Origin of the sequence: Desulfobulbus rhabdoformis, from assembly GCF_016919065.1 — a bacterium.
GTDB classification, from domain to species: domain Bacteria; phylum Desulfobacterota; class Desulfobulbia; order Desulfobulbales; family Desulfobulbaceae; genus Desulfobulbus; species Desulfobulbus rhabdoformis.
This window is the reverse complement of record NZ_JAFFQA010000011.1, coordinates 86,527-111,126: the sequence shown is the minus strand read 5'-3', so window position 1 is coordinate 111,126 and position 24,600 is coordinate 86,527. Positions and strand designations below refer to the sequence as shown.

Sequence of the window (24,600 nt, the reverse complement as noted above, 5' to 3'; positions counted from 1 at the left end):
TGATTATTTTTCCAAGATGTTGAGATTTCCGCCCTACAAACACACATCATTATAGGGAATCTTGAATAATTGCTTTTTCTGCCAATCTCCCGGAGCCTGGCGCTTACCTCGTCATACTCAAAATTTTATCCTCGGAATATCAACTATATGCCTGCGGTAAAATTTTTTACAATCCTTGACCTTGATTGAAAAATCTAATTCTTCAAGACACCCTATAGAGAGAGCGGGACAGCTCAACGAGCAATGCGTTCGTGCAGCCAAGGAACCGACCATGCATTTCCCCCTGCCCCCGAATCCCCATGCGATTGCGGTCTTACTGCTCACCATTCTCGCTCTTGTCCTGTTGAGCCGGGAAAAAATCGCTCTGGAAACCTCCAGTCTTTTTCTGCTGGTGAGCCTTAGCGTTGGCTTTGAACTTTTCCCTTTTGCCGATCAGGAGGGAACCCAGGTGCATGCCGTTGATTTTTTCTCCGGTTTTGGTCATGAGGCCTTGGTCGCCGTCTGCGCACTGATGGTTGCCGGTCAAGGCGTAATGCGCACCAACGCCCTGGAGCCCGCAGGCCGCATTCTTGCCCGGCTATGGAAGCGAAGCCCTTCACTCTCCCTGCTGCTGACGCTTTGTTTCGGCGCAGCCATCAGTGCCTTTATCAATAATGTACCGGTGGTGGTCCTGTTAATGCCGGTCTTGATCAGTGTGTCGTGCAAAACCGGTACTTCGGCGGCCTCTGTCCTCATGCCCATGGGTTTTTCCACCCTCCTGGGGGGGACCGCAACCACCATCGGCACCTCCACTAACCTGCTTATCGTTTCCGTGGCCTCGGATATGGGCCTTAAACGGATGAACATGTTCGACTTCATCCTGCCCGCGGCCCTGGCCGCCAGTGTCGGCCTGCTCTATCTCTGGTTGGTGGCGCCCCGCCTACTGCCACGGCGGGGTATTGCCATCGATAATGGCTCCCCTCGGGTTTTCGATGCTCATCTGGCTGTCCTGGAAAAGAGTAAGATCGTTCACCTGCCCCTTGCCAAAGCCATCGAACTGACTGGTGGCAGTATGCGTGTGCTGGCTCTGGAACGGGGACATGGCAACCTGATTATGCCGCTGCCGGATGTGGAGCTACGTGCCGGAGACCATCTTGTGCTCAAGGAGACACCGGAAAAGCTCAAGGAATTTGAACAGATTTTAGAGGGGACCCTCTATCCGGTGGACTCGGCAGAGCGCCCCATTGATAACGAAAATCCCCTGCAGGCACCAGATCAGCAGATTGCCGAGTTGGTGATCCTGCAAAGCTCCCCCCTGCATGGGCAGAGCCTGAGTGAGTCCCACTTCGCCGAACAGTATGGCCTGGTGACTCTGGCTATTCATCGAACCGGTCGATCGCCCAAACGCATCTACGATCGTCTTGAAAAACTCCCCCTGATGGTGGGTGATATTCTTCTGGTGCAAGGGCCTCGCAGACAGATTGCCAAGCTCAAGGAAAGAGCAGAGATGCTGGTTTTGGACTCCACCATGGACCTGCCCTTCTCCCAAAAAGCCCCTGTGGCCATGTTTATCATGAAGGGGATTATTCTGACAGCAGCCTTTGGCCTGCTCCCTATAGCCGTCAGCGCCACGCTGGGGGCTCTACTGATGATTCTCACTGGTTGCCTGAACTGGCGGGATGCCAGCCGGGCACTCAGTGTGCAGGTCATCCTTATTGTCGTGGCGAGCCTGGCGCTTGGAACGGCCATGCTCAGGACCGGTGCTGCCGAATATCTGGCCACACTATTTCTAACCCTTGCCGGCAATGCCTCTCCTGCGCTGGTCCTCAGTGGCCTGATGCTCCTGATGGCACTGTTTACCAATATCATCTCCAACAACGCCACGGCTGTCATTGGTACGCCCATAGCTGTTTCCATTGCCGAGCAACTGCAGCTCCCCGCAGAAGCCTTTGTGCTGGCGGTCCTCTTTGGGGCCAACATGAGCTATGCCACCCCCATGGCCTACAAGACCAACCTGCTCATCATGAATGCCGGAGAATACAATTTTCATGATTTTCTCCGTGTAGGTGTACCGCTTCTGCTCTTGATGTGGGCACTGCTCAGTCTTGTATTGCCGATTTTGTACCTCTAGGAAGTCCGACGACAAAAGCCCTTACGGACACAGATCATGAGCGAGGCCAACCGTCCCGCCAACAGAAACCTGAGATCAAGTTAGCTGACTTCGCTCATTCGCCAGTAATAGAAAAGAGCTGTGAGGGAGGCGACAACACATGCAAAATCAGACCGGAGGGCGCCATACTCCAGAAAACCACCGGCTGGCTATACTCATCAGCCTGTCTACCGAGGGTAGCCCCCAAGCCCCTGCATCCATGGTATAATTCGCCACATCCTCTGTATTGCCTCCCGGGCTTGTTCATAAAATTTGTCCCGGTTTTGAACTTGGCGCGAAGAGTATGCTAAAATTAGAGTAAGATTTGGCGTCACCTTCTCCAGAGCAACGGACAAGACTCTACCGATTTTCACAGCAAACTGTACAAGCAACGTAAAAGAAAAGCCATGCAAGCAAATCTCAGACAGGTAATTTACGCTCTTTCCGATGCCCTTGATTTGGTCGGCGTCGATGATATAGCCCACGGCAAACGAGTCGGCATTATGGCGACTGCATGTGGCCAATCTTTGCAAATGCCACCAGAAGAACTCACTTTTCTCTTTGAGCTCGGCCTTCTTCACGATATTGGCGTGAGTTCGACCCGGATGCACAAACATCTTGTGGAAGAGTTTGATTGGGAGGGGTCCCAGGAACATGCGGAAACGGGATGGCTCCTGCTACGCGATTTCCCGCCCCTTGAGTCCATGGCCCTCCCCATTTTCTATCACCATACGCGCTGGCAACAACTGCTCTCAGATGAGGTTGAACCACGCGTTGCCCAACGGGCCAATCTTATCCTCTTGGTTGACCGGGTGGATGCTCTGTCAGCCCCCTACTACGGAACAAACGCCATACTGGCACATAAGGAAACGATTCGAGAGGAGATCCGCAAGCGTACGGGAACCTATTTTGCGCCGGATCTGGTCACCGCTTTTTTAAACGCTTCCCGCGCGGAGGCATTCTGGTTAAGCCTCGAACCACGATCGGTGCAGCGTTTCCTGCAACAACAGTTGATAAAAGCGCCCCCTGTTGCGGCCCCCCTGGAGCAATTGCTCTATCTGGCTCGTATCTTTGCCCGCATCGTGGACGCCAAGAGTCCCTTTACAGCGGCCCATTCTCTGGGCGTTTCACAGCTCTCCCGTTTTCTTGCGCACACCTTGGGACTCGACAGCACGACCTGTTGCAAAATTGAAATTGCCGGTCTTCTCCATGATCTGGGGAAGCTACGTGTTCCGGATGAAATATTGGAGAAACCAGGGCATCTCAACTCAGAGGAACTGCTTTCCATTCATACACATAGTTTTGAAACCTTCCAGATCTTGTACTCCATCGAAGGGTTTGAAGAAATCGCCAGTTGGGCCGCCTATCATCACGAGGCACCCGATGGCTCCGGCTACCCTTTCCATCTCAGCGGTGCGGAACTCTCCCGGGAGGCAATGATTATTCGTGTTGCCGATATCTTTCAGGCCTTGGCTCAGGATCGCCCCTACCGGGAGGGGTTACAAGCTGAAGCGGTTCTGACTGTTTTGGAACAGTTACGCCAAAAGGGACAACTTGACGATGAGATCCTACAGGTGGTCAGGAAGCATCTCGACCAGGCGATGGCTATCGCCTGTCCAGTAAAGGACCATGCAGGGAAGGGGGAAAGCACGAGGAAGAAAGAATAAAATGAAGCTTCCGTGGTAAGCGTCAATTGCCCGTAATAGTCGTGCCGTTTCCTCTTGGGTTGTTGGCGCGGCCATGTGCTTGACGATTCTTGAGCTAAATGATTATGGAGCCCTTCGGCGGGGAGACAACGATTTTACCTGACGGAATGGTGTGAAGGAAGACTTGTTTGCATGACGAATAGGCTTTTCGTGCCGTAGCGCTGGATCTGGCATCAATACGTTTCAACACCATCAGAAGTTCGGCAGCTGAAATTTCGTCGATTGGTCTGTCGCTGATGTACGGGAAGACATCTTTTTCCAAAATGGTCAAAGTCTTTTCCCGGTGCAATGGCGACCACCCCGGCGATTTCAGTGCTACCCATTCGAGGGCAATCTTTTGGAAACTGTATTCTCCCACGACATTCTATTTGAACGCCTTTTTGACCTCACTGGGATCGATTCCATTTGCAAGGTGCTTTCTTGCTTACTGGTGCCTTGTTCTGGCATCCTTAAGTGAAATCTCAGGGTAAAGCCTGAATCCGTGAGGATTCATCGGGGCGTCAGTTTCGCTATTTGTGACGTACCGATTAAAGTACACTTTATCAGTATGTTGCAGGCAATAAGAATGGCGTGCTGATGGATGCCCCAAGGGGCGGCGGGTGAAGTTGAACAACAAATGAATTAATTTAAAAATCCTTGTCCCATTAATTGGATATGCTGTTCAGTGACCACCCGCCGTCACGGATTCAGGTAAAGGTCCAAGGGAGATGAGCTTTTCTTTTATACCGAAACGATATTTGTACCGCCAACGTTTGGAACCTTTGGGAGTAACCACTTTGGCTATATGTCGAGTTCCCCTGAAGTTACCCCCAGCTTACCGTCGATGTCAATGAATTTGCTTAGACACTACTAGACAACAAAAAAGCCCGCATTCTCAATGAAAATGCGGGCTTATTGATTTCTTTGGACTGCTTTAGATAAATGAATGGGGTGAGCGATGGGACTTGAACCCACGACCTCCGAGGCCACAACCCGGTGCTACCACCAGCTGAGCTACGCTCACCACGCAATCGGACGCTTTTATACACGCCTTTTAGCTTCTTGGCAAGTACAAAGTCACGCTTAAAGCTCTTTTGAGCAGTGTTTACAAATTTTTGCCTGCAACTTGACCAACTCGGAGCAGTAGGGGCACTCTTTAACGAAGTTGGCCTCCAAAACCTTTTTCAGGGCCAGGTTCACTTCCATGGCCAGGTGCTCATCGCGAAAGCTGTGATTGCGCAAGGGATCAAGACAACTCAGGTCGTTGATTTGAGGCAGCATTTCTATGGCTCGCTTGCGATCTTCCACCTTAGCTGACTCGTCAAGAATAATGGTCAACACCGGTTCAAGATTTTTCTCCTCCACTGCAGTATCCAGCGCGGCCAGGGCCTTCTTCTGCGTCATGTAGCGCTCGTTTTGTTTCTTGAGCGCTTCAATATCGACAATGCTGCCGGTAAAGGCGTCTTTTCCCGCCACCATCATGGTGTAGGTCTCTTTGGAGCCGGGAATCTCCATATACCGGTACGACCCTACATGACCGTACTGGTTGGCAATATAATCCCAGCCTTTGACAAAAAGCGGGCAGGTATCGTTAAGACAAATAAAGAGATACTCCGATCCCCAGCCCAAACCATCGCCAACATGAACCTGAGGTGCATGACAGAGGGTCAGGTCACCGCTGCAGTGGGGACAGTAGTGTTTTTCTTCAGAATATTTTATCACGGTGGACAACATGTTCAGAGGCTCCTTAGGGTTGAACTATTATCTCTGTCCCCGGCAAAGGACAGGGGGCACCGCCGACCGGCGGTCTTTGCAAGCTGGGTCAACTCCCACCGGAAGGTCCGGACGGGCGCAACAGCAACAGCATGCACCATAGGGCAAAAAGCACCAGAAAAAAGATTTTTTTGTTTTTGCGACGATTTTCAGGCATGCTCCTAGGGTAACCATTGACCTGATCCTGGTCAACCAACCCCCCCGAGAGCATTGTTGCTGGCAAAATCATTCTCCCGAATCTGTGGAGAGGAAATTCAGAATTCTGCTCGGCTCTGGCTAGAGCATCCTCCCCAAAACTTCATCAACAGCCTTCGCCTGCTTCATACGTGCCTTGAGAAAATGCGCTGTTAAGTGGTCGCTGTTGCCGTCAATCAAATCGCAGAGTCCCTTAATCGAGGCTTCATCAGCCATCCCCATAACCTTACTGAGATTTTTTGCAAAATCGATCACGATTTTGCGGCTATCGCCCGAGGTCGACATTATCTCGGCATAGGTGCGTGGATTTTGTGAATGCACCCGGGACATGGCCAAAATAGGGTAAAGCGAGGTCAGGGTGCAGTGGCTTGCGATATCATCGGCGGTAATTTTGTTCTCGCCCAGCGTCATGGCCAGGGCCACGGAAATCATGGTGGGCAGCTTCTGGCCAATCCCCATGAGCAGGTCATGTTTACTGGGGGAATCATGAAAAATGTCCGCCCCATGTTTATACAAAAAGGCCTCAAACTCACTGCAGAACATACCGCTTCGCGAAGTACGCACTACAATGGCGTTTTTATCCTTCATGGTCGCAGCCTGTGGGCCCCAGAGATTATGAACCAGCATAACCTCGACATCTTCCTTGGTGGTTTCAAGCGCGGTTTGTATCGTGTCTTCTGACTCCCCGGCAAGCAGGACCAAGGCCTGGCCTGCAGCCAGCAGGGGGGCATAACGACGAATCGTGGCAGAGGTCACTGAGATTGGTACACAGATCACCACCACATCGACCTCTCCTATCATTTTTTCCGGACGAAGCGTTGAAGTGCGTCCCGTCATCTTGATCTCGTAGCCTTCGTTCTCCAACCGGTCGGCAAACCACTTGCTCATGGCACCTGTCCCAATGAAACCAAATGATTTTATATATTTGGTTCGCATATCCACGCGCGGGAATGACCCAAGAACCCGAATCATCCCTTCCTGACCAATAACCTTTGATTCGATATGGGCAATGGCCGCGTTCATACTCTCGCTGGAGCTATGCCCCTCTGCCTCCAGGTAGATACGCAGCTTTTGGGTCTTGATATCATTTTCCGTGCGCATATCGGCAATATTGATGCCACGGCGGGAAAATTCATTCAGTATGTCGACCAAAAGGCCTACCCGATCATCCAGGGGCTCGGTGATGAGCGTGGTAGCATCGTAGCCGGTAACAGGGGCCAATGCATGCCCCAGGACTGCATAACGAGTCCGGTTATGAGGGGCAACCTCACGCTCGATAATACGCAGGCCATGAGCGGTCAGGGTTTCGGCGTTATCGATCACCGCCACCCCTTTGGTCTGGCCGGAGCGTTGCCTCTCGTTGATGACCTGGCTCACATCAGGTACACTCATTTCCGCGACAGCAGGGAGCAGATTCTCAATAAACTCCTCGCATTGGTGGAACACCTCCCGCTTGCTTACCAGCAGAGTGATATCCTCTACCGTATCTTCCGGGTCAAAGACGCCTAAAGAGAGGTTTGAGTGGAGAAGCACATTATCCACCCAATATCCGCGACGCACCTGGTCAAAGAAACGAAAATACTGTTTTTTCTCTCCTTCACGGGTGTTATACACCGGCAGGATGGCATAATCGGTTTCTCCGCTTGCAAAGGCTGCAAGCAAAGCCTTAATGTGCGGATAGAGACAGATTTGGGCCTCTTTATCAAAGAGGATGGCAGCCTGCCAGGATTGGGAGTATTCCGGACCAAGGGTCGCGATAGTTTTCATTGCGGAAAATTCCTTAACCATGAGTATCGGGTGGAGACAACGCCCTGAAGCCCTTCTTTTTCTCAACAACACAAAAAAAAGACTACAACTGAGCGGGGAAACGGGCAAAAACAAGTCCAACCCGCTGAAATACAAGCTCAGGGCCGTATAGTAAAGGGTTTTTTCGCCTTTTCCATCTTTGAAGCTCTGGAAAAATTTTAGCGCTTCAAAGACGTTTACTCCTAGCCCCAGGGAACCCGGCAGTTCGTTTCCCCTTGTTTTTTATTGACTCTTTTTCTCTCCCTTCCCTACAATGCTGCTAAAGGATGCTTTGAACCTTTCATGTTCCTGAATCCGTGACGGCAGGGGGTCACTGAACAGCGTATCCTATTAATGGGACAAAGATTTTTAAATTAGTTCATTTATTGTTCAGCTTCACCCGCAGTCACGAATTCAGACATAAATACGCAAGACTGTCCCTGTGAAGAAGATCCACCTCAACACCCCCAGGAACAATTTTTCACCAAGTGGAGTTTGCCTATGCCCGGTTCTCTCTTCCGCCAGCCAGCTGTCCTTATCATAGAAGATGAAGCCACCCAACGCCTAATGCTGCAAAACCAACTCACCCCCCAGGGCTATCCCGTTATGGTTGCAGAAGACGGGAAATCGGGATTAAAGCTCTGGGCTGAGCACCCGGAAATTCGCTTGGTCATCACAGATCTTTCCATGCCGGATATGGATGGCGTTGAGGTCGTTCGGGAGATACGTCGTCAGGAAAAGAGCTACACCTATCTTATGGTCCTCACAGGCATTGACGATAAAGAATGGTTGCTCAAAGCCCTCTCTGCCGGGGCTGATGATTTTGTACATAAACCGGTATTACGAGAGGAGTTGAATCTTCGCTTGCTGAGTGCCCAGCGTTTACTTCGACTGGAAGACCAGTACAAACTGGTTGGAGGCTTGGCAGAACTTGCTGCCGTACGTGCAGGTGAGGAGGCATCTCGTGTGCAGCGACTCAAGCTTTACTGTCGGGTATTGGCCCACGACCTGCTCACCCATCATCCGGAGTTGGGACTCAACAAGCAGTTGATCGATGACCTGGCCAATGCGAGTGTTTTGCATGATATCGGAATCATGAACGTTCCAGACGGCCTGCTGAACAAGCGGGGAAGGGTCTCCCAGCGCGAAAAGGAATTGATCCGGCAACACGCCAGGGAAGGCGGTAAGATTTTGCAAAAACTCTATGTCGAGACCGGATCCACCTACCTGCTCCTGGCCCACCAGATGGCCTCCTATCATCATGAACGTTGGGATGGCACAGGGTACCCGGAACAGCTCAAGGGCTCGGAAATCCCCTTGTCCGCTCGAATAGTCGCTCTCGCCGACACCTATAATGTGCTGCGCTCACGCAGGCCCTACAAAGACCCCATGCCCCAGGAACATACCGAGCGAGTTATTATTGAGGAAAGCGGCAAGCATTTTGATCCAATGCTAGTGGAAAGCTTTGAGCGGGTTAAGCTGCAGATGGCGGAGATTCACGAAGAGAACCGGGATCTTTCAGAGACCTGGTAGCCACTGAAGAGACCAAATCGGGCGGGAGGAGGCACAACTGTGTTGTGCTTCCTCTGCCACCCTCAGGGAAGATCTGGTCCCCTGCGATTTTTCATTAACTTCCGTAGGGTGGTTATTGCTTGAGGGGTCTTGAAAAAAATTATTTTATTAAGTTTACCAAATATCCTCGAGATCCACATTGGGATCATCATATCGCTCAACGGTTTCAAACCACTCCTTCTTATTAGACTTGATTTCTTCTTTCATAAAATCAAGATCTTCTTGGCTCACATTGCCCACACTCTCCATGAAAGTGTAAAAATGTTTCAGGCTGGTGATATTTTCTTTGATCGAGGCAACTGAAGCCCAGAGAGCCTTTCTGATAAACCAGAAACCCAAAAAGGACGAGACATGTTCCACACCTGCGGGTGGTTCTATTGACTCTTCGTACAACAAAAATTCATTTATGTAGAAATCGATATTGGACACATGTTTATTGATCGTTTTTCGGGAAAGACTCTTCGCCGCTAAATACCCTTCAAACTGTTGAAGCAAAGGGGCATTTTTCTTCCGAAGAACATCTCCTTGTTCCTCTCGATCCTCATCATATTCCCAGGCGTCTTCATCCTCGTCATCATAGTCAGGATACTGGTCAGGTGAAGCACCGGCCTTTTCACTGACACGTGGATAGTGTTTTTGGGGGTAGAGATCCAAAATTTTTTCAACACGTATTTCGTGTTCCCAGGAATCACCAAAATCAAAAATGTACTCAAAGCTGCCTTTGGGGCTCAACAGCAGGTCAGCTATTGTGGTTTCGGATGCATCCAACAAAGTTTTGGAGCTGCCCCCTTCATCAAGTAACTCCAGCATGCCAGGATCTGTATATTCAACCGCCTGGGCAAACCTCATGCGACTCTTACCCATGCCTTGAGTCATAAAGAACGAATACATATGCGGATCATAGCGATCAAAGGCATAAAAAATAGCTTCATGCAGTTCTTCAAGAGTTTGAGAACCTAGGATTTCAATCCTCCGCCAGATTTTTTTATCGCCGGAGAGGATTACCTTGAGAGTATAGAGTTGACTTTGGGCCATATGCTTGTCGTTGTCTATAAGAATTGAAAGTCGGATTTTGTGGCAAGGAAGAATAGAAGAATATTCGGACAGAGGCTAGTATTTCTTTACAGATCCCCAATTTTAAGGCCATTCACCTCAAAAAAAAACCGGCAAGGACCGGAACCGCTTACGCGGAATAATCCTTGCCGGCCGAGTGGGCAACTCGTTCAGACAATCTTTACTATAAAAAAATTGCAGGCAGAGCTTAGTCGGCCCTGCATGGGCTGGGCAGGTTGTTATTTCTTGCGACCATACGGCCAAGCCATGATACCGCCTTCCATAACTTTGACATTTGTAAACCCGTGGGCACGGAGAATACACTCAGCCTCATAGCCGCGCAGGGAGATCTTGCAGAATGCGATGATCTCGGCATCTTTGTCTGCGGGCAGAGCATCGAGTTTTGTACGCAGAGCCCCAAGCGGAATCAGGTTTTCGCCGATTCCCATCTCCATCTCTTCAAACTCGTTGGGATTTCGCCCATCAAGAAAGAAAGGCTTCTCACCGGCATCCAGCTTTGCCTTGACATCCACACTGGAAATGCCGTGCATCCGCCCCTTGAGCTTATTCTCCATAATGTGACAGGCAGCAATAAAATGATCAATGGCCGGAGAGAAAGGCGGTGCATATGGCAGATCCGAGGTAATCACATCGGTCACCGTCATTTTTCCCTGGATAGCCATGGCTGCAGTGGCAATCTGGCGGCTGACATCCCCCAGGCCCACACACTGATACCCCAGAATGCGCTGATCTTTATCCACCAGCAGTTTGGAAATCAAAATTTTCGCACCCATGAAACCTGGTTTATCAGGGCTTGCATTCACCACGGTAGTATAGCCCTCAAGACCGATACGCTTGGCAGCCTTCTCAGAGAGACCGGTAGAGCCCGCGGCGAAATCAAAAGCTTTACAGATGCCGGTATGAATGGTTCCGGGAAAAGTGGCCACATTGCCACTGATGAGGTTCTCGCCAATAACGCGGCCCTCTAAGTTAGCCAGATCCCCCATGGGCGCAAACGCCTTGTCACCGGTAATTCGATTGGTCACCTCAACACAGTCTCCCGCAGCATAGATGTCTGGATCCGAAGTCTGCATGTACTCATCGACAGTGATACCACCGAATTTACCGATTTCCAGTTTAGCTTCCCTGCCTATCTCCGAATTCGGTCGTACACCTATTGCCATAACCGCCACGGAACAATCGATTACGGTACCGTCGGCAAGTTTTACACCGGTGAGTTTCCCCCCCTCACCAACAAACTCAGAGACGCCGACCCCGGTGACCACGTTTGCCCCCTTTGATTTAATATGGTTCTCAACCAGTTTGGCAAGATCCCAATCAAGGAAGGTGAGGACCTGGTCAACTGCCTCAACCACAGTGACCTGAATACCGGATTCCTGCAGGGCCTCACAGGCCTCGATACCAATGAGCCCGCCACCGATGACCACGGCCTTTTTGACCTCGCCATTATCACGAACCTGGCGCAGATAATCGGTATTTTCCATGGAAACCAGAGTAGTGATGCCTTCAAGCTCAACACCGGGGATTGGCGGTACGTTGGCGCGGGCACCAGTGGCGATAACCAGTTTGTCATAGGCGATGGTCTGCTCTTCGCCACTTGTAACATTCCGGCAAAGAACTGATTTTTCCGGGCGATTAATCGCAACGACTTCGGTCTCGATCAGTGCGTTGATTTTTTTTGCTTTCTGGAAAAAAACCGGGTCACGGACCACGCCTGCAGGGGTACAGAGCAGGGCATTCCGATCGTTAAAGGTTCCCCCCACATAGTAAGGGTAGCCACAGGAAGCCATGGAGAGATCGTGGTCTTTCTGAATAATAGTGATATCTGCAAACTCATCAAGCCGCCGTGCTTTGGCAGCAGCTTTGGCACCGGCAGCGGAACCACCGATGACAACAATCTTCTTGGTGCTCATGAAAGGTTCTCCTTCTATATTGTGTTCAATCAACTATGCTCAGTGTTGAGCGGAAATGTATCTTCAGGGAATCTTGAATAATTGCTTTTTCTGCCAACCTCGGCGTTATGCGAAAAATTTTATCCTCGGAATATCATGTATATGCCTGCGGTAAAATTTTTTGCATGCCTTGACCTTGATTGAAAAATCTAATTATTCAAGACACCCTTCAACAACAAAAGGTTACTCATTTGGGCGCTGTTTAGGCTTTAAAAGGGCCAGCATTCCGCGAACAGCCCTGAAATAGGGCTCATCGTTCCCCGCAGCCTTGGCCAGAACGTAGCCTCCTTGTAGGATACCGGTGATGGCTGCCGCCGTATCTTCAACCTCCAACTCAGGATCAAATTGACCGTCGGCTATTCCTTCTCTGATCACAGCAGAGACTTTCTGCTGCAGCCAATCAAAGGTCTCATGCACCGGACGGTGCAGGTTATCGTTGACCACAATTTCAGGGTCAGCCGTCAGTCGCCCGAGCTGGCAGCCCTGAAGTACGTTGCGTTCCTGCAGCAAAAAGGCCTCGATACGCTCGTAGGCGGTTCCCGGCCCCTGCAACTTGTCCTTGGCAAAAGATTTGATCTGCTCGGAACAGCGTTCGATAGCTGCCAATGCCAGATCAGATTTCCCACCAAAGTGGTGGTACATACTCCCCTGCCCCACACCAGCCCGCTGCTGTATTGCCTTGGGGCTTGTACCGACATAGCCACGTTCCCACAGTAACGCCTGGGTACTCCTAATTAATTTTTCTCGTGCATCCATTCAAAATCCCGTGTTTTTCAATTTTACATACCAGTAGGTACAATACTAAATACGCTTGCGCAAGAAAAAAATTCACCGCTGTGCAAATACCACAATTGTGTGGAATAACTCGCACAGACCTTGCCATTCTGCCGGTGGCTGATTATCAGAGAAGCCTAACCTTTTGTTACCATCGGCAAGCACAAACACGCATTCATGGCCAAAAACGACAAACCCAGCAATTCCGTCACCGACATCATCTTGGAATCCATTTCTGATGGGGTGTTCACCGTCAATCACGAATGGAGGATCATGTCGTTTAACCGTGCTGCCGAGGAAATTACCGGGGTCCCAAGGGAGGAGGCTATTGGCCGCTTTTGTTGGGAGGTTTTCCGCTCCAACATGTGTGAGGGCAACTGTGCGCTAAGGCGAACCATGCAGGAAGGCCGCTCTTTTGTCTCGAGTTCCACCTACATCATCAGTAGCGATAAAAAACGTATTCCCATCTCTGTTTCCACAGCGCCTCTCAAAGATGAATCCGGCGAGATTCTTGGTGGGGTGGAAACCTTTCGTGACAACACCGTGGTCGAGGAACTCCGCCGCAAGCTCAGCGGCAGCTTTCAGCAAGGGGATATGGTGAGTTGCAGCCACGCAATGAAGAAAATCTTTGCTGTGTTGCCCCAGATCGCGGAGAGTGATTCCACCGTGCTCATCGAAGGGGAAACCGGGACGGGCAAAGAAATCATGGCCAAATCCCTGCATGATCTCTCCGGTCGCCGCGACAAACCTTTTGTTGCCATCAACTGCGGCGCCCTCCCCGACACCTTGCTTGAATCGGAGCTTTTTGGATACAAGGCTGGTGCCTTTACCAATGCAGCTCAGGACAAACCCGGCTATTTCAGCTTGGCCGAAGGGGGAACAATCCTTCTTGACGAACTCGGTGAGACCAGCCCGGCCTTTCAGGTTAAACTACTCCGGGTTTTGGAAGAACGGGAATTTCTCCCTCTGGGAGGGGTCAAAAAGATCACAATCAATGTACGGATTCTTGCAGCCACCAACAAAAACCTGGAATCCATGGTTGAACAGGGAACCTTTCGCAACGATCTCTTTTACCGGATTAACATCGTCCGCCTCGCCCTGCCTCCGCTACGTGAGCGTAAAGAGGATATTCCCCTGTTAATCGAACGGTTTATAGATAGAATGAATCGCCTCCGCGGCAAGGCGGTCAGTGGGATCGAACCCGAAGCTCTTGAACGTCTCATGGCTCACCATTACCCCGGCAACATTCGTGAACTGGAAAACATCATTGAACATGCCTTTATTCTCTGCACTCAGGGGCCAATAGGCCTGCATCACCTCCCCTCGCACCTGAGTGGACCGACAAACATTACCCCGCCTGCAAACCGCCATTCCTCCATGAGCCAAATCCATCAGGCTACGGAACGTGAGGTCATCCTGGCAGCGCTTGAGCGCAATAAGTACAATCGCCTGGCCACGGCCAAGGAGCTGGGGATGCACAAGAGTACCCTCTTTCGTAAACTCAAAAAGCTCAAACTCGATCTTCCCGATATCGACGGTCGCACCCAGGGGACACGCACTCCCCTCTCCCCCTTTGAATAGCGCTGGCAACAGTCGCTTCTCCACACTTACAAAGAGTCGCATACAGTCGCAGGAGAGTAGCAACCGCAACTCTTCCAACAGTCTCGCCACAAGTGACAAAATAATTTATACATATCAATTTAAGCAGTTACGCCTATCCCATCAGGACACCCTCACTTGGCATGATCTGTGCTTTTGAACCTGTATGGATGCATTAAGCCAAGGGCAAAAAATAGCGATCACAGTTTGGGGACAGCGGGTATCGCCGGTCTTTGATTCAGCGCGTACCTTGCTCTTAGTCGAGGATAACGGCAATGGCCTTGCCGCAACCACGCGAATTGGCTTTGATCCTGAACGCCCTCTGGAGCTGTTGCACCTGCTTCGCGCCCAACATGTGGCCTTAATCATCTGCGGCGCAGTTTCAGAAGGACCGGCAGCCATGATTGAAGCCGCAGGTATCGAACTGATTCCGTTTATTACCGGAAATGTGCAGCAGGTACTTGAACATTTCCTTGCCGGACATACCTTTGACAGTACCTTTTGTATGCCCGGCTGCGGCAAGAATATCTGTTGTCGCGGAAGAATTCGTCGGGGCCATGGCTTTCGTTCTGCAGATATCCCGCAGGAACAGATGGTCTCTCCCGCTCCCTCAAACGGTTCACATGCCATGGGCGAGGAAGAGCACATCGGCGATCGGCCTCAGAAGGCGAATATTTATAAAAAGTAGGTTGTACAACCTACAATCCGTGGTGAACACCACGAATACAGACACAACCATCGGAGGAATATAATGCCTAGTATGGACGGAAAAGGTCCGCAAGGAAATGGGCCCATAGGACGAGGCATGGGGAATTGTCGCACAAACGGTGCACCTCTTCAGGACACCACCAACCCGGATCAGGCGAGTGGATTCGGCCAGGGAGCTGGGCGAGGCATGGGCCGGGGCAATCGCAACGCCGGTGGCATGGGCCGAGGTGGTCGTGGCGGCCGAGGACAGGGACGCGGCGGTAAGCGCTAATCCCCTTAAGAACTAACGGGTATCTTGAATAACGAAATTTTTCAATCAAGCTTAAAAATTGCTGATAATTTTACCGCAGGCATATGGTTGCTATTGGAGTCTTCACCTGTCTCCGAGGATAAAACTGTCAGCATGACGAGGTAAGCGCCAGACTCCGCGAGATTGGCAGAAAAAGCAATTATTCAAGATGCCCTAATAACAGAAGCTCACCACACTATCACTGGACCATTCTCCATGACAAGGTGGTGGACAAGAGCAAGAGGTTTCCATTGACCATCGTATTTATTGCCAAGGATTTTTCCCGCTTTTCCGTTCTCGTCGACCGCCTCAAACAGGAGCAGGATGTGGAACTGGTACCGGTTGCTACCGGGGCGGCGGGACTTGAGAAACTGACAAATAAACCCCTTGATCTGGTGATTGTTGACGAACAACTCGACGACATGTCCGGCATTGAATTTGTCAAACAGTTTGTGAATGTTAACCCACTGGCCAACACCGCTATTCTCGGCTCTTTGCCGGATGGAGAGTTCCATGAAGTCACCGAAGGGCTCGGTGTACTCATGCAGCTCCCCCCGCAACCAGGTAAACAAGACGCAGAAAACCTGCTTGCCGTACTGGCGAAAATCAGTGGTCTGCTTGCCACTCCCACCCCCAAGGCAAATCCATGATTATTTCCATAGCATCTGGGAAAGGCGGCACCGGTAAAACCACGGTGTCGACCAACCTCACCCTCGCACTTGGTGATCGCGTCGAATTGCTTGACTGTGATGTTGAGGAACCCAACGCCCACCTCTTTCTCAAGCCGGAGATAGAGCAGACCAGGCGGGTCGAAACGCCTGTTCCCAAAGTGGACCTGGAGAAATGCACCTTCTGTAAAAAATGCCAGGAAATATGCCGCTTTAACGCGCTTGCCGTGGTAGGCAAGCAGGTACTCGTCTTCTCCGAGCTCTGTCACAGCTGCGGTGGTTGCATGCTGGTCTGCCCGGAAAAAGCCATCTCCGAGGTTGGTCGCGAGTTGGGTGTACTCAATTTCGGCAACCGGGATGGTATCCGTTTCATCAACGGCCTGATGCGTGTAGGTGAGGCTATGTCGCCTCCTCTGATCAAACAGGTGCGAGCCAATGCCAATCCAGATAAAATCACCCTTATCGATGCGCCTCCCGGCACTTCCTGCCCGGTTATCGCAGCGATGAATGACACCGATTTTGTTCTGCTTGTCACCGAGCCCACTCCCTTTGGGCTCCATGATCTGAAGCTGGCGGTTGAGGCGGTGAAACTTCTGGGGATTCCCGCAGGGTTGGTGGTCAACCGGGCTGATCTGGGCACTGATGATGTCTATCGTTACGCCGAGCAGGAAAATCTACCGATACTGCTTTCCATCCCCTTTGATCGACGCATTGCCGAGGCCTATTCCAGAGGCAAACTGATTGTCGAGGAAATGCCGGAGTGGCGGGAAAAATTTGTGGGCCTCTTTGAACAGATTGAAACCATCGTGAACAGGAGCAAGGCTCAGTTATGCGCGAACTCGTGATAATAAGCGGAAAAGGTGGAACCGGAAAGACCAGCCTGACCGCAGCCTTTGCGGCCCTGGCAGCTGAGGGCAAGCGTTCCATTCTCTGCGATGCCGATGTTGATGCTGCTGATCTGCACCTGCTCATGCAGCCGGATGTCAGGCAGAGCACAGATTTCATGGGAGGTGGCCTGGCAGAGATAAACCCCGATCTTTGCACCGGATGCGGAACCTGTCGTCCCCTTTGTCGTTTTGATGCCATCAGCGAAACGTTTGAGGTCAATCCCATCCGGTGTGAGGGTTGCGGTGTCTGCGTTGACTTTTGCCCTGAGAATGCGATTGACTTCCCTACCCAGCGCTGTGGAGAGTGGTATATCTCAGACAGCCGTTTTGGGCCGATGGTCCATGCACGGTTGGGGATTGCCGAGGAGAACTCCGGCAAGCTGGTCAGCCTGATCCGCAAAGAGGTGCGACAGCTGGCTGAAGACCAGAACAGAGACCTGATCATCACCGATGGTCCCCCTGGTATTGGCTGTCCGGTTATCGCGGCCATCGGCGGAGCAACGGCCCTGGTCATCGTGGTTGAGCCCACCGTTTCCGGCCTGCACGATATGGAGCGGGTCATTGACCTAGCAGCCCATTTCAAGGTGCCGGGTATGATTGTGGTCAATAAGTTTGATCTCAATCCGGAGATGACCGCAACCATTGAAGAGGCGGCGACACAACACAACGTCGCCCTGGTTGGAAGGGTTCCCTTTGATCCTGTCTTTACCCATTCCATGGTGGAGGGCAAAACGCTCTTTGAGTATGGCGAAGAGAGCGCAACCCATAAACTCGTCCGGGAGGTCTGGACGAAAATTATCAACTCACCCTCCATGAACCCTCTGGGGATTGTGGATTTTAAAGCAACTATTCAATAAGTATGGAGAACAGACCCATGATACGATTGGCGATTCCCTCTGAGGGACAAGGCGGCTTAGATGGCATGCGTGCAGGACATTTTGGACACTGTGATGTCTTTACCTGCATTGATGTGGAAGACGGCCAGATCAAAGAAGTTTCCATCCTGGCTAACAAAGAGCATGTTCAGGGCGGCTGTATGGTTCCGGTAAATCTTCTGGCCGAGGCCGGGGTGAACGCCCTGGTGGTTGGCGGTATCGGAATGCGTCCCCTGATGGGTTTCCGTCAGGTGGGAATCGATGTATATCACGATGGTGTTCGCCCGGAAATTCGCCCTGTGGTTGACGACTTCCTGGCTGGAAAACTGCCCCAGATCACCAATGATCAGGTTTGCGGAGGCGGCGGAAACTGATTTACAAGCACCAAGGAGGACGCCATGAAAGTGGCCATTACATCCAAAGGAGTTACACTCGACAGTGAGGTTGACCCGCGATTTGGCCGGGCCCCGTATATTGTCGTTGTTGATACCGAGACCCTGGAGTTTGAAGCAGTTGACAACAGCAGCAACGTCAACGCTTTCAAAGGTGCTGGTATCCAGGCTGCAACCACAGTCTGTGAAAAAGGTGCCGAGGTCCTGATGACCGGATACTGTGGCCCCAAGGCTTTTGCCACGCTGGAGGCAGGCGGCGTCAAGGTTGTTGATGATGTCACCGGTACGATCCGCGAGGCCGCGGAGCTGATGAAATCCGGCAAGGTGACCTACTCCACCGCAGCCAACAAAGAGGCACATTGGTAATGCTTCACCGACGGCTTACTGAAGCCTGAATTTGTAAAAGCCAAGCCCAAAAAGCCGGACAGCTTACGCTGTCCGGCTTTTTTTATTCCCGAATTGATCCTTTGTGCTCCTACTTATTGATTGAGCAGACAGCAGCCGTTGGGATAAAGACGGGCGATGATCTCGTCGGCCACCTGGTCCTGGTTGAGTCCTTCACAGGGGACCACAATATCAGCATAGCGGTTGTAGAGCACCTGACGTTCATCAAAGAGTTCCTCAAAGGACTGGTCTTCTCGCTTGGCAATGCCGCGGGTAGCAAAATTTTTGATCCGCCGGTTGAGTTCTGAAAATGAGACATGCAAAAAGATAATGGTCGATATCTGCGCAAGATGGGCCATGGCCTTTTCACTGTAGGCTGCACTCCCCCCGGTGGCGATGACTAAATGAGTGACATTGAGCTTAAGAATTTCCCGCTCTTCAATGGCCCGCAGGTTGAGGTGATCCGTGGTGTCGATGATCTGCTGCAGGGTCTGCTGCTCATTGATCTGAATGAGAATATCTGTATCGATAAACCCAATGCCGAGATTTTTGGCGAGAATGATGCCCACGGTACTCTTGCCCGAACCAGGCATTCCGATGAGAGTCAGGTTGGTTTTCATGGTGGCTTTCCTTGAAGGAAGAACGGATTGTTCCAGGGCACCCCTTAACGGTGCGTAGACATGTATGACCTCATGATAATCCTCACTCAGTCAAAGCTCCAGTAAAAGAGTGGGCGTCTGCCCATTCCAACTTTATTGGTCACCAGATAAAAAAAATACCCCCACACCTGGTTTTTCTTGGGGAGGGAAATCACCAGATGCGGGGGCAGGCAGAGGGATATATACTTCTAAAACAACCTACTGCAACAACTGACCGATCGTGTACCTCCAGAGGCCAAATGACTTCACAGGGGGATGAAGCCTTGCACCTGGCTGGCCCACAACCAGTCAGATTTCAACTAATTTCTGTTAATCATCACCATCTTGATATTGGTCATATCTTCCATGGCAAAACGGATTCCCTCACGGCCCAGGCCGGAGAGTTTGTTCCCACCATAGGGCAGATGATCCACCCGGTAGGTGGCGGTATCGTTAATCATGACACCACCCACATCCAGGTCATCCACTGCCTGCAGGGCCTTGTTGATGTCGTTGGTATAGACACCGGCCTGGAGCCCGAACTCTGAACCATTGACCAGATCTATGACCTCCTCAAAGGAATCATAGGCCACGATGGAGACAACCGGAGCAAAGGTCTCCATGCACATGATCTTCATGTCTTCGGTCACCTGGGTCAGCACCGTGGGCTGATAGACCCGTCCCTCGCCATGACCTCCGGTTGCGACCACGGCCCCGAGCTTGACTGCCTCTTTGACCCAGGTATCGATACGCTCCACCTCCTTGGCATCGATCAACGGCCCTACATCGCAGTCTTCATCCAGCGGATTGCCCACCTTGAGTCCCTTGACCTTGTCCACAAAAATCTTGGTAAACTGATCCAAACACTGACGGTTCACATAGATGCGCTGCAGGGAGATACAGACCTGACCAGAGTTGGCAAAAGCACTGACCACACAACGCGCGGCCGCCTTTTCCAGATCCGCATCCGCCTCGATAATGGTGGCCGAGTTGCTGCCTAGCTCCAGGGTCACCTTCTTGATGCCCGCCTTGCGCACGATCTGGTTCCCCACCGCAGGAGAGCCAGTGAAGGTGATCTTTTTGCAGTCTGGATGGACCACAATGGCATCGCCCACCTCACGTCCGGGCCCGACAACCACGTTAAAGACACCCGGCGGCAGGCCTGCTTCCTCCAGAATTTCCGCCAGAATCAGAGAGGAGACGGGGGTAGCGGAGGCCGGTTTAAGCACAATGGTATTGCCGGTGGCAATGGCCGGGGCCACCTTGTGCGCCACCAGATTCAGGGGAAAATTAAACGGTGTGATCGCTCCGATAACCCCCAGGGGTTCGCGGATAAAATAACCAAAACGATTCTCGCCAAAACGGCTTGCGTCCACGGGGATGGTCTCGCCATGGAGTCGCTTGGCCTCGTCTGCGGCAAACTTAAAGGTCTCGGCACTGCGCTGCACCTCGTTCACGGAGAATTTCCAGGCCTTACCTACCTCCTGGGATATGACAGCCGCTATTTCCGCTTCGCGTTTATTGATCAGCTCAACGGTCTTATCGAGGATGGCCGAACGCTGGTGGGCAGGCATCTTGCGAAAACTCTGATACGCCTTCTTGGCACTGGCAATGGCCTTTTCGGTGAGCGCGCCATCTGCCAGGGGCACCGTGGCAAAGACCTCGCCGCTGAATTTATTGAATACATCCATGGTCTGTCCAGTACTGGTCCACTGGCCATCCACATAGGTCTGGTACGATTTCGTCATAGCTTCACTCCTTACAAAACCTGGCGATAGATGGCTTCCGCATCTTCAAGGCGCAGGGTACGCGGGTTGTTGGCCAGAAGTCGCGTGACCTTCATCACACCTTCAGCCAGGGTGGGGATATCTTTTTCCTGGACGCCATAACCACTGAGTTTCTGGGGCACATTGAGATCAGTGGCCAGCGCATGCACGGCTGCCAGCCCATGCTCAGCCAGCTTACGACTGCTCATGCCTTCGCCGTTCTCACCAAAGATACGGGCGATATCGGCAAACTTCTCCAGATTACCGATCAGATTGAAGGCCATGACCGGCGGCAGCATGATGGTGTTGGCAATACCGTGGGGGATGTGAAACTCAGCCCCAATGGGATAGGCAAAGGCATGGACCGCCGTCACTCCGGCATTGGCGAAAGCCATACCGGCAAGCATTGATCCCTCAAGCATCTTCTCCCGTGCCGCGATATCACTGCCATTAGCATAGGCCGTGCGGATATTATTGTAAATCAGATCCATGGCCTGAATCGCCAGCATATCGGTCATGGAGTTTGCGTTGATGGAGGTGTAGGCCTCCATGGCGTGGATGAGTGCATCCATACCCGTGGCCGCAGTGACCGCTGGTGGTAGGCCCACGGTCAGTTCCGGATCAAGCAGTGCGGTCGACGGAAAGAGATGGGCGCTGACCACACCTTTTTTCAGCTTTTCCTGGTGATCGGAGAGGATGACAATGGGAGTGACCTCACTGCCGGTTCCGGCGGTGGTCGGAATCAAGACCAGTGGGATACCGGGCTTCTGAACCAGATCGATACCAAAATACTCCTCCACACTGCCGGGATTGGTGACCATGACCGAGACCACCTTGGCAATATCGAGCGAGGAGCCGCCACCAATACCGACAACACAGTCGACCTGCTCCCCCTTGACCAGCTGTACCACCTCATCGACCAGTTCAAAACGCGGGTCCGCCTCGACCTGGTCAAAACGAACAAAGGGCATATTTCCTGCTTTCAGCAGTTCTTCCAGCTGGTCAATTATACCGGTTGCCACCAGGCCAGGATCGGTAACAATGATAGCCTTGGTGCCACCAAGTTGCTTTAATTCATCAACAATGCTGTTCAGTGTTCCAGCGCCTTGCACGATGCGGCCGGTGGTCCGAAACAGTGTTTTTTTCGACATTTTTTTCTCCTTACGCAGGGGAGTTCCAAGCAAATGGTCTCCCCCTGCTGTATCTGCAGCATCAGCGAACAAGAGCGGGGGGCTCTAGAGGCTGCCCCCCCGAACGAATGCTGACGGTTATCCAGTGTATTATCGCAGGTAACGCTCCCGAACGTAGTTCCCCATTCCTCGGACAAGCTCTTGCGGCACAGGTTCATCAGTGGCTGCTTGGATCACCTGCACCAGTTCCCCCGGCGAGCGAATGGCAATGGAGTCAAACTCCTCAAGCGATGCGGCCTCGCTGTGGGTCGTGATCAAAATGGGCTTGGGCATAAACTCTTCCTTGTAGCCTTTTTGAATCACCAGATTGAGCAGGTGACAGATGCGCCAGAGGCTGCCGGTTTTCCGGTGCAGGCTGTGACTGCCAGCCATGAGTATCCCGTTTTCAACCTCCAGGGGATCTCTTGCGTGGGTGGTTCCCACCACAAAAATGCCTGTCGGACCAAAAATGAGAAACTCGATATGGAGCAGCTCAAAGGTAAAGCAACAGAGCACCAGGTAAGACGCATCCAACTCCTTGAGTGCTTCCAGTACCCTGTGCTTGCCTTCCAGCTGCTGACGGTATTCATTTTTTTTGAAAATCCGTTTCCAGCCCATGGGATTCACCCGGTTGAGGGCAAATCCAAGCAGCACCAGAATAATGACCACCGTGCCCATCAAGGCAGGAAGGTCACTTGTCCAGTTGCCTGGAGCCACCAGCATGAAGCCGACCAGAGAGACAGCAACCACAACCAGTAAAAAAAGATGGGTTGCCGGAATCTCTCTGCCAATGAAACGTTCTGAGCCTACAATACGGGGCATTACCTTTGATCCTTGTTATTGATTTTCCTTCATGGCCTCGGCAACTTCCTTGGCAATGGTCTCAGGCGAATCACAGGGAAAGATGGGTTCTTCTTTTTCATAGGCTTTACGGAAGTTACTGAGGTAAATGAGTCCGGTCAAAACAATGGCCGAACCAAGGCCCCAGGCGGCACCGCGGGTGGCAAGAATGGCTCCGGCCACACCGGCAATGCCCAGATCATTAAAGCCGCGTGATTTCAAGACACCGACACGCACACTGACATAGCCCTGAATCAGCATGGTCGAGGCCAGACCCACACCGAGGATGGGCTTCACCGTGGAGACAATCGGGGCCAGAAAATAGCCAGTCCAGGTTCCCATACGAAAGGATCCTGCACCACTGTTGATGGTTTCCATGGCTTTGGGGCCGTGTTTGAAACGCTCACAGACCACAACCTGCATCGCGGCCCAGAGCGGACCGCACATGGAGATGTCCGGGCCAATCACAGACATGATGGTGTTGCGGGCGCCAAAAATCACGTGGGAGCGGTTGGGGTTGTAATCGACGTCCTCATCCGGACGATATTTCTGGGCATCGTCAAGCAAGGCCTGTGACTGAATAACATCACCAAAGACAACTACATAGGAGCTGATCACCATGGGCAGGCCGGTGAGAAACATTTTCAGCGGGGGAAAAGGAATATTGCCCATGAAGGTAAAATCCCGGAACAAACCGGCAAAATCCGGATGGGTGATAATGCCCGCATCATAGGTGGGCCAGGGCAGTTCCCCCAGAAGCGGTCCGACAAAAATTGCCAGAGCCAGGGCCGGCATCATGCCCAGGTTGCCCAGGTAGTACATAAACTTGTTGGTGCGACGCAGCTTTTTGAAATGCTCGGAAAATAGCAGGTAAAAGGCGATACCGATACAGATGGTGATGGTCCAGGGGTTGGAATCAAAGCTCTTGAGCCCCTCGCCCGGTTTAAAGACCAGCATGACCGCGGAAAAGCCCGCCCCAAGCAAAATGGCTGACTGCACCGCATTGGGGATCAGCGAGACAAAGCGCCTGGCAAGCCCGGTTACACCGAGAAAAACGCAAAAGAGGCCAAAGGTCATCTCAAAGGAGATGAGGGCCTGGATGCGCTCCACTCCAGGGGCAAAGGTCTCAATATAGGCAATTAAAAGAGGGATGGCTGGGGTAACCCAACCGGGTATCACAGGGTCGCCAAAGGTGACATGGGCTAGATACAGGGTCCCGTTGAGGACAACAATGGCCAGGGCAATTTCAAAGGACATGCCCAGCTTTCCAGTTAAAACCGGAATGATCGCCAGACAGACGGTGCACATCAACAGCCCTTGCAGGTAATCAGCCCACTCGAAGCGATAATGAACAAAAGGCAGGCGTAAGGTAAACATCCCCATACGGATGCCGGGATGGCAAGCTCCATATTCTCGTTTTGCTCTCATACACACTCCTTGCAATGTT

At 51.8% G+C, this 24,600-nt stretch carries 22 protein-coding genes, 1 tRNA gene and 1 pseudogene; 11 read left to right on the top strand and 13 right to left on the bottom strand.

Going from position 1 to position 24,600, the window contains the following annotated elements; all coding sequences use genetic code 11:
• Nucleotides 1-271 precede the first annotated feature (271 nt).
• Nucleotides 272-2,110: an SLC13 family permease gene (locus tag JWJ90_RS08065; protein ID WP_205226701.1), complete on the top strand. Its 1,839-nt coding sequence runs from the start codon at nucleotides 272-274 to the stop codon at nucleotides 2,108-2,110.
• 425 nt (nucleotides 2,111-2,535) lie between these two features.
• A complete protein-coding gene (locus JWJ90_RS08060; RefSeq protein WP_205226700.1) occupies nucleotides 2,536-3,795 on the top strand; it encodes an HD-GYP domain-containing protein in 1,260 nt (419 codons plus the stop codon).
• Nucleotides 3,796-3,889: 94 nt separating this feature from the next.
• Here JWJ90_RS08060 and JWJ90_RS08055 read toward each other — a convergent pair whose 3' ends face one another.
• The 5 genes and pseudogenes from JWJ90_RS08055 to JWJ90_RS08040 form a co-directional block, all read right to left on the bottom strand.
• Complete coding sequence (locus JWJ90_RS08055; protein WP_205226699.1) at nucleotides 3,890-4,192, bottom strand: phage integrase central domain-containing protein; 303 nt, start codon at nucleotides 4,190-4,192, stop codon at nucleotides 3,890-3,892.
• A 9-nt stretch (nucleotides 4,193-4,201) separates the two neighbouring features.
• Nucleotides 4,202-4,303, bottom strand: a pseudogene (locus tag JWJ90_RS23910) (integrase arm-type DNA-binding domain-containing protein); the annotation flags it as partial.
• 457 nt (nucleotides 4,304-4,760) lie between these two features.
• Nucleotides 4,761-4,837: transfer RNA gene (locus tag JWJ90_RS08050), tRNA-His, on the bottom strand.
• A gap of 59 nt (nucleotides 4,838-4,896) precedes the next feature.
• Nucleotides 4,897-5,547 carry a zinc ribbon domain-containing protein gene (locus JWJ90_RS08045; RefSeq protein ID WP_205226698.1) on the bottom strand — a complete coding sequence of 217 codons (651 nt, stop codon included), beginning with the start codon at nucleotides 5,545-5,547 and terminating at the stop codon, nucleotides 4,897-4,899.
• A 315-nt stretch (nucleotides 5,548-5,862) separates the two neighbouring features.
• On the bottom strand, nucleotides 5,863-7,548 hold the full coding sequence (locus JWJ90_RS08040) for a prephenate dehydratase domain-containing protein (protein ID WP_205226697.1): 1,686 nt from the start codon (nucleotides 7,546-7,548) through the stop codon (nucleotides 5,863-5,865).
• A 519-nt stretch (nucleotides 7,549-8,067) separates the two neighbouring features.
• Between JWJ90_RS08040 and JWJ90_RS08035 the strand changes: the two genes are divergently transcribed.
• Nucleotides 8,068-9,099, top strand: coding sequence for a response regulator (locus tag JWJ90_RS08035; RefSeq protein WP_205226696.1), 1,032 nt, complete (start codon nucleotides 8,068-8,070; stop codon nucleotides 9,097-9,099).
• A 153-nt stretch (nucleotides 9,100-9,252) separates the two neighbouring features.
• Here JWJ90_RS08035 and JWJ90_RS08030 read toward each other — a convergent pair whose 3' ends face one another.
• The 3 genes from JWJ90_RS08030 to JWJ90_RS08020 form a co-directional block, all read right to left on the bottom strand.
• Complete coding sequence (locus tag JWJ90_RS08030; RefSeq protein WP_205226695.1) at nucleotides 9,253-10,173, bottom strand: plasmid pRiA4b ORF-3 family protein; 921 nt, start codon at nucleotides 10,171-10,173, stop codon at nucleotides 9,253-9,255.
• 257 nt (nucleotides 10,174-10,430) lie between these two features.
• Complete coding sequence (locus JWJ90_RS08025; protein ID WP_205226694.1) at nucleotides 10,431-12,125, bottom strand: FAD-dependent oxidoreductase; 1,695 nt, start codon at nucleotides 12,123-12,125, stop codon at nucleotides 10,431-10,433.
• Nucleotides 12,126-12,347: 222 nt separating this feature from the next.
• Complete coding sequence (locus JWJ90_RS08020) at nucleotides 12,348-12,920, bottom strand: TetR/AcrR family transcriptional regulator (protein ID WP_205226693.1); 573 nt, start codon at nucleotides 12,918-12,920, stop codon at nucleotides 12,348-12,350.
• 195 nt (nucleotides 12,921-13,115) lie between these two features.
• Here JWJ90_RS08020 and JWJ90_RS08015 point away from each other — a divergent pair, with 195 nt between their 5' ends.
• The 8 genes from JWJ90_RS08015 (at nucleotide 13,116) to JWJ90_RS07980 (ending at nucleotide 18,722) form a co-directional block, all read left to right on the top strand.
• A complete protein-coding gene (locus tag JWJ90_RS08015) occupies nucleotides 13,116-14,519 on the top strand; it encodes a sigma-54 interaction domain-containing protein (protein ID WP_205226692.1) in 1,404 nt (467 codons plus the stop codon).
• 184 nt (nucleotides 14,520-14,703) lie between these two features.
• Nucleotides 14,704-15,225 (top strand): NifB/NifX family molybdenum-iron cluster-binding protein, encoded by a 522-nt coding sequence (locus tag JWJ90_RS08010; protein ID WP_205226691.1) that lies wholly within the window; start codon nucleotides 14,704-14,706, stop codon nucleotides 15,223-15,225.
• A gap of 63 nt (nucleotides 15,226-15,288) precedes the next feature.
• Nucleotides 15,289-15,516, top strand: coding sequence for a DUF5320 family protein (locus JWJ90_RS08005; RefSeq protein WP_205226690.1), 228 nt, complete (start codon nucleotides 15,289-15,291; stop codon nucleotides 15,514-15,516).
• 269 nt (nucleotides 15,517-15,785) lie between these two features.
• Complete coding sequence (locus tag JWJ90_RS08000; protein ID WP_205226689.1) at nucleotides 15,786-16,184, top strand: hypothetical protein; 399 nt, start codon at nucleotides 15,786-15,788, stop codon at nucleotides 16,182-16,184.
• Nucleotides 16,181-17,047 carry an ATP-binding protein gene (locus JWJ90_RS07995; protein ID WP_205226688.1) on the top strand — a complete coding sequence of 289 codons (867 nt, stop codon included), beginning with the start codon at nucleotides 16,181-16,183 and terminating at the stop codon, nucleotides 17,045-17,047. The genes JWJ90_RS08000 and JWJ90_RS07995 overlap by 4 nt, the downstream gene beginning before the upstream one ends.
• Complete coding sequence (locus tag JWJ90_RS07990) at nucleotides 17,032-17,946, top strand: nucleotide-binding protein (RefSeq protein ID WP_205226687.1); 915 nt, start codon at nucleotides 17,032-17,034, stop codon at nucleotides 17,944-17,946. The genes JWJ90_RS07995 and JWJ90_RS07990 overlap by 16 nt, the downstream gene beginning before the upstream one ends.
• A gap of 17 nt (nucleotides 17,947-17,963) precedes the next feature.
• The gene (locus tag JWJ90_RS07985) at nucleotides 17,964-18,338 is read left to right on the top strand and encodes a NifB/NifX family molybdenum-iron cluster-binding protein (RefSeq protein ID WP_275889082.1); all 375 of its coding nucleotides are present in this window, start codon (nucleotides 17,964-17,966) and stop codon (nucleotides 18,336-18,338) included.
• Between the two features lie 24 nt (nucleotides 18,339-18,362).
• A complete protein-coding gene (locus JWJ90_RS07980; protein WP_205226685.1) occupies nucleotides 18,363-18,722 on the top strand; it encodes a NifB/NifX family molybdenum-iron cluster-binding protein in 360 nt (119 codons plus the stop codon).
• 113 nt (nucleotides 18,723-18,835) lie between these two features.
• Here the strand turns inward: JWJ90_RS07980 and JWJ90_RS07975 are convergent, their stop codons facing one another.
• The 5 genes from JWJ90_RS07975 to JWJ90_RS07955 all read right to left on the bottom strand — a co-directional run bounded on the left by JWJ90_RS07975 (nucleotide 18,836) and on the right by JWJ90_RS07955 (nucleotide 24,581).
• Nucleotides 18,836-19,360, bottom strand: a complete 525-nt coding sequence (locus JWJ90_RS07975; RefSeq protein WP_205226684.1) for a shikimate kinase — start codon at nucleotides 19,358-19,360, stop codon at nucleotides 18,836-18,838.
• Between the two features lie 338 nt (nucleotides 19,361-19,698).
• Nucleotides 19,699-21,126, bottom strand: coding sequence for an aldehyde dehydrogenase family protein (locus JWJ90_RS07970; RefSeq protein WP_205226683.1), 1,428 nt, complete (start codon nucleotides 21,124-21,126; stop codon nucleotides 19,699-19,701).
• Between the two features lie 11 nt (nucleotides 21,127-21,137).
• A complete protein-coding gene (locus tag JWJ90_RS07965; protein WP_205226682.1) occupies nucleotides 21,138-22,295 on the bottom strand; it encodes an iron-containing alcohol dehydrogenase in 1,158 nt (385 codons plus the stop codon).
• A gap of 129 nt (nucleotides 22,296-22,424) precedes the next feature.
• The gene (locus JWJ90_RS07960) at nucleotides 22,425-23,135 is read right to left on the bottom strand and encodes a hypothetical protein (protein ID WP_205226681.1); all 711 of its coding nucleotides are present in this window, start codon (nucleotides 23,133-23,135) and stop codon (nucleotides 22,425-22,427) included.
• A gap of 15 nt (nucleotides 23,136-23,150) precedes the next feature.
• Nucleotides 23,151-24,581: a hypothetical protein gene (locus tag JWJ90_RS07955; RefSeq protein ID WP_205226680.1), complete on the bottom strand. Its 1,431-nt coding sequence runs from the start codon at nucleotides 24,579-24,581 to the stop codon at nucleotides 23,151-23,153.
• Nucleotides 24,582-24,600 lie beyond the last annotated feature (19 nt).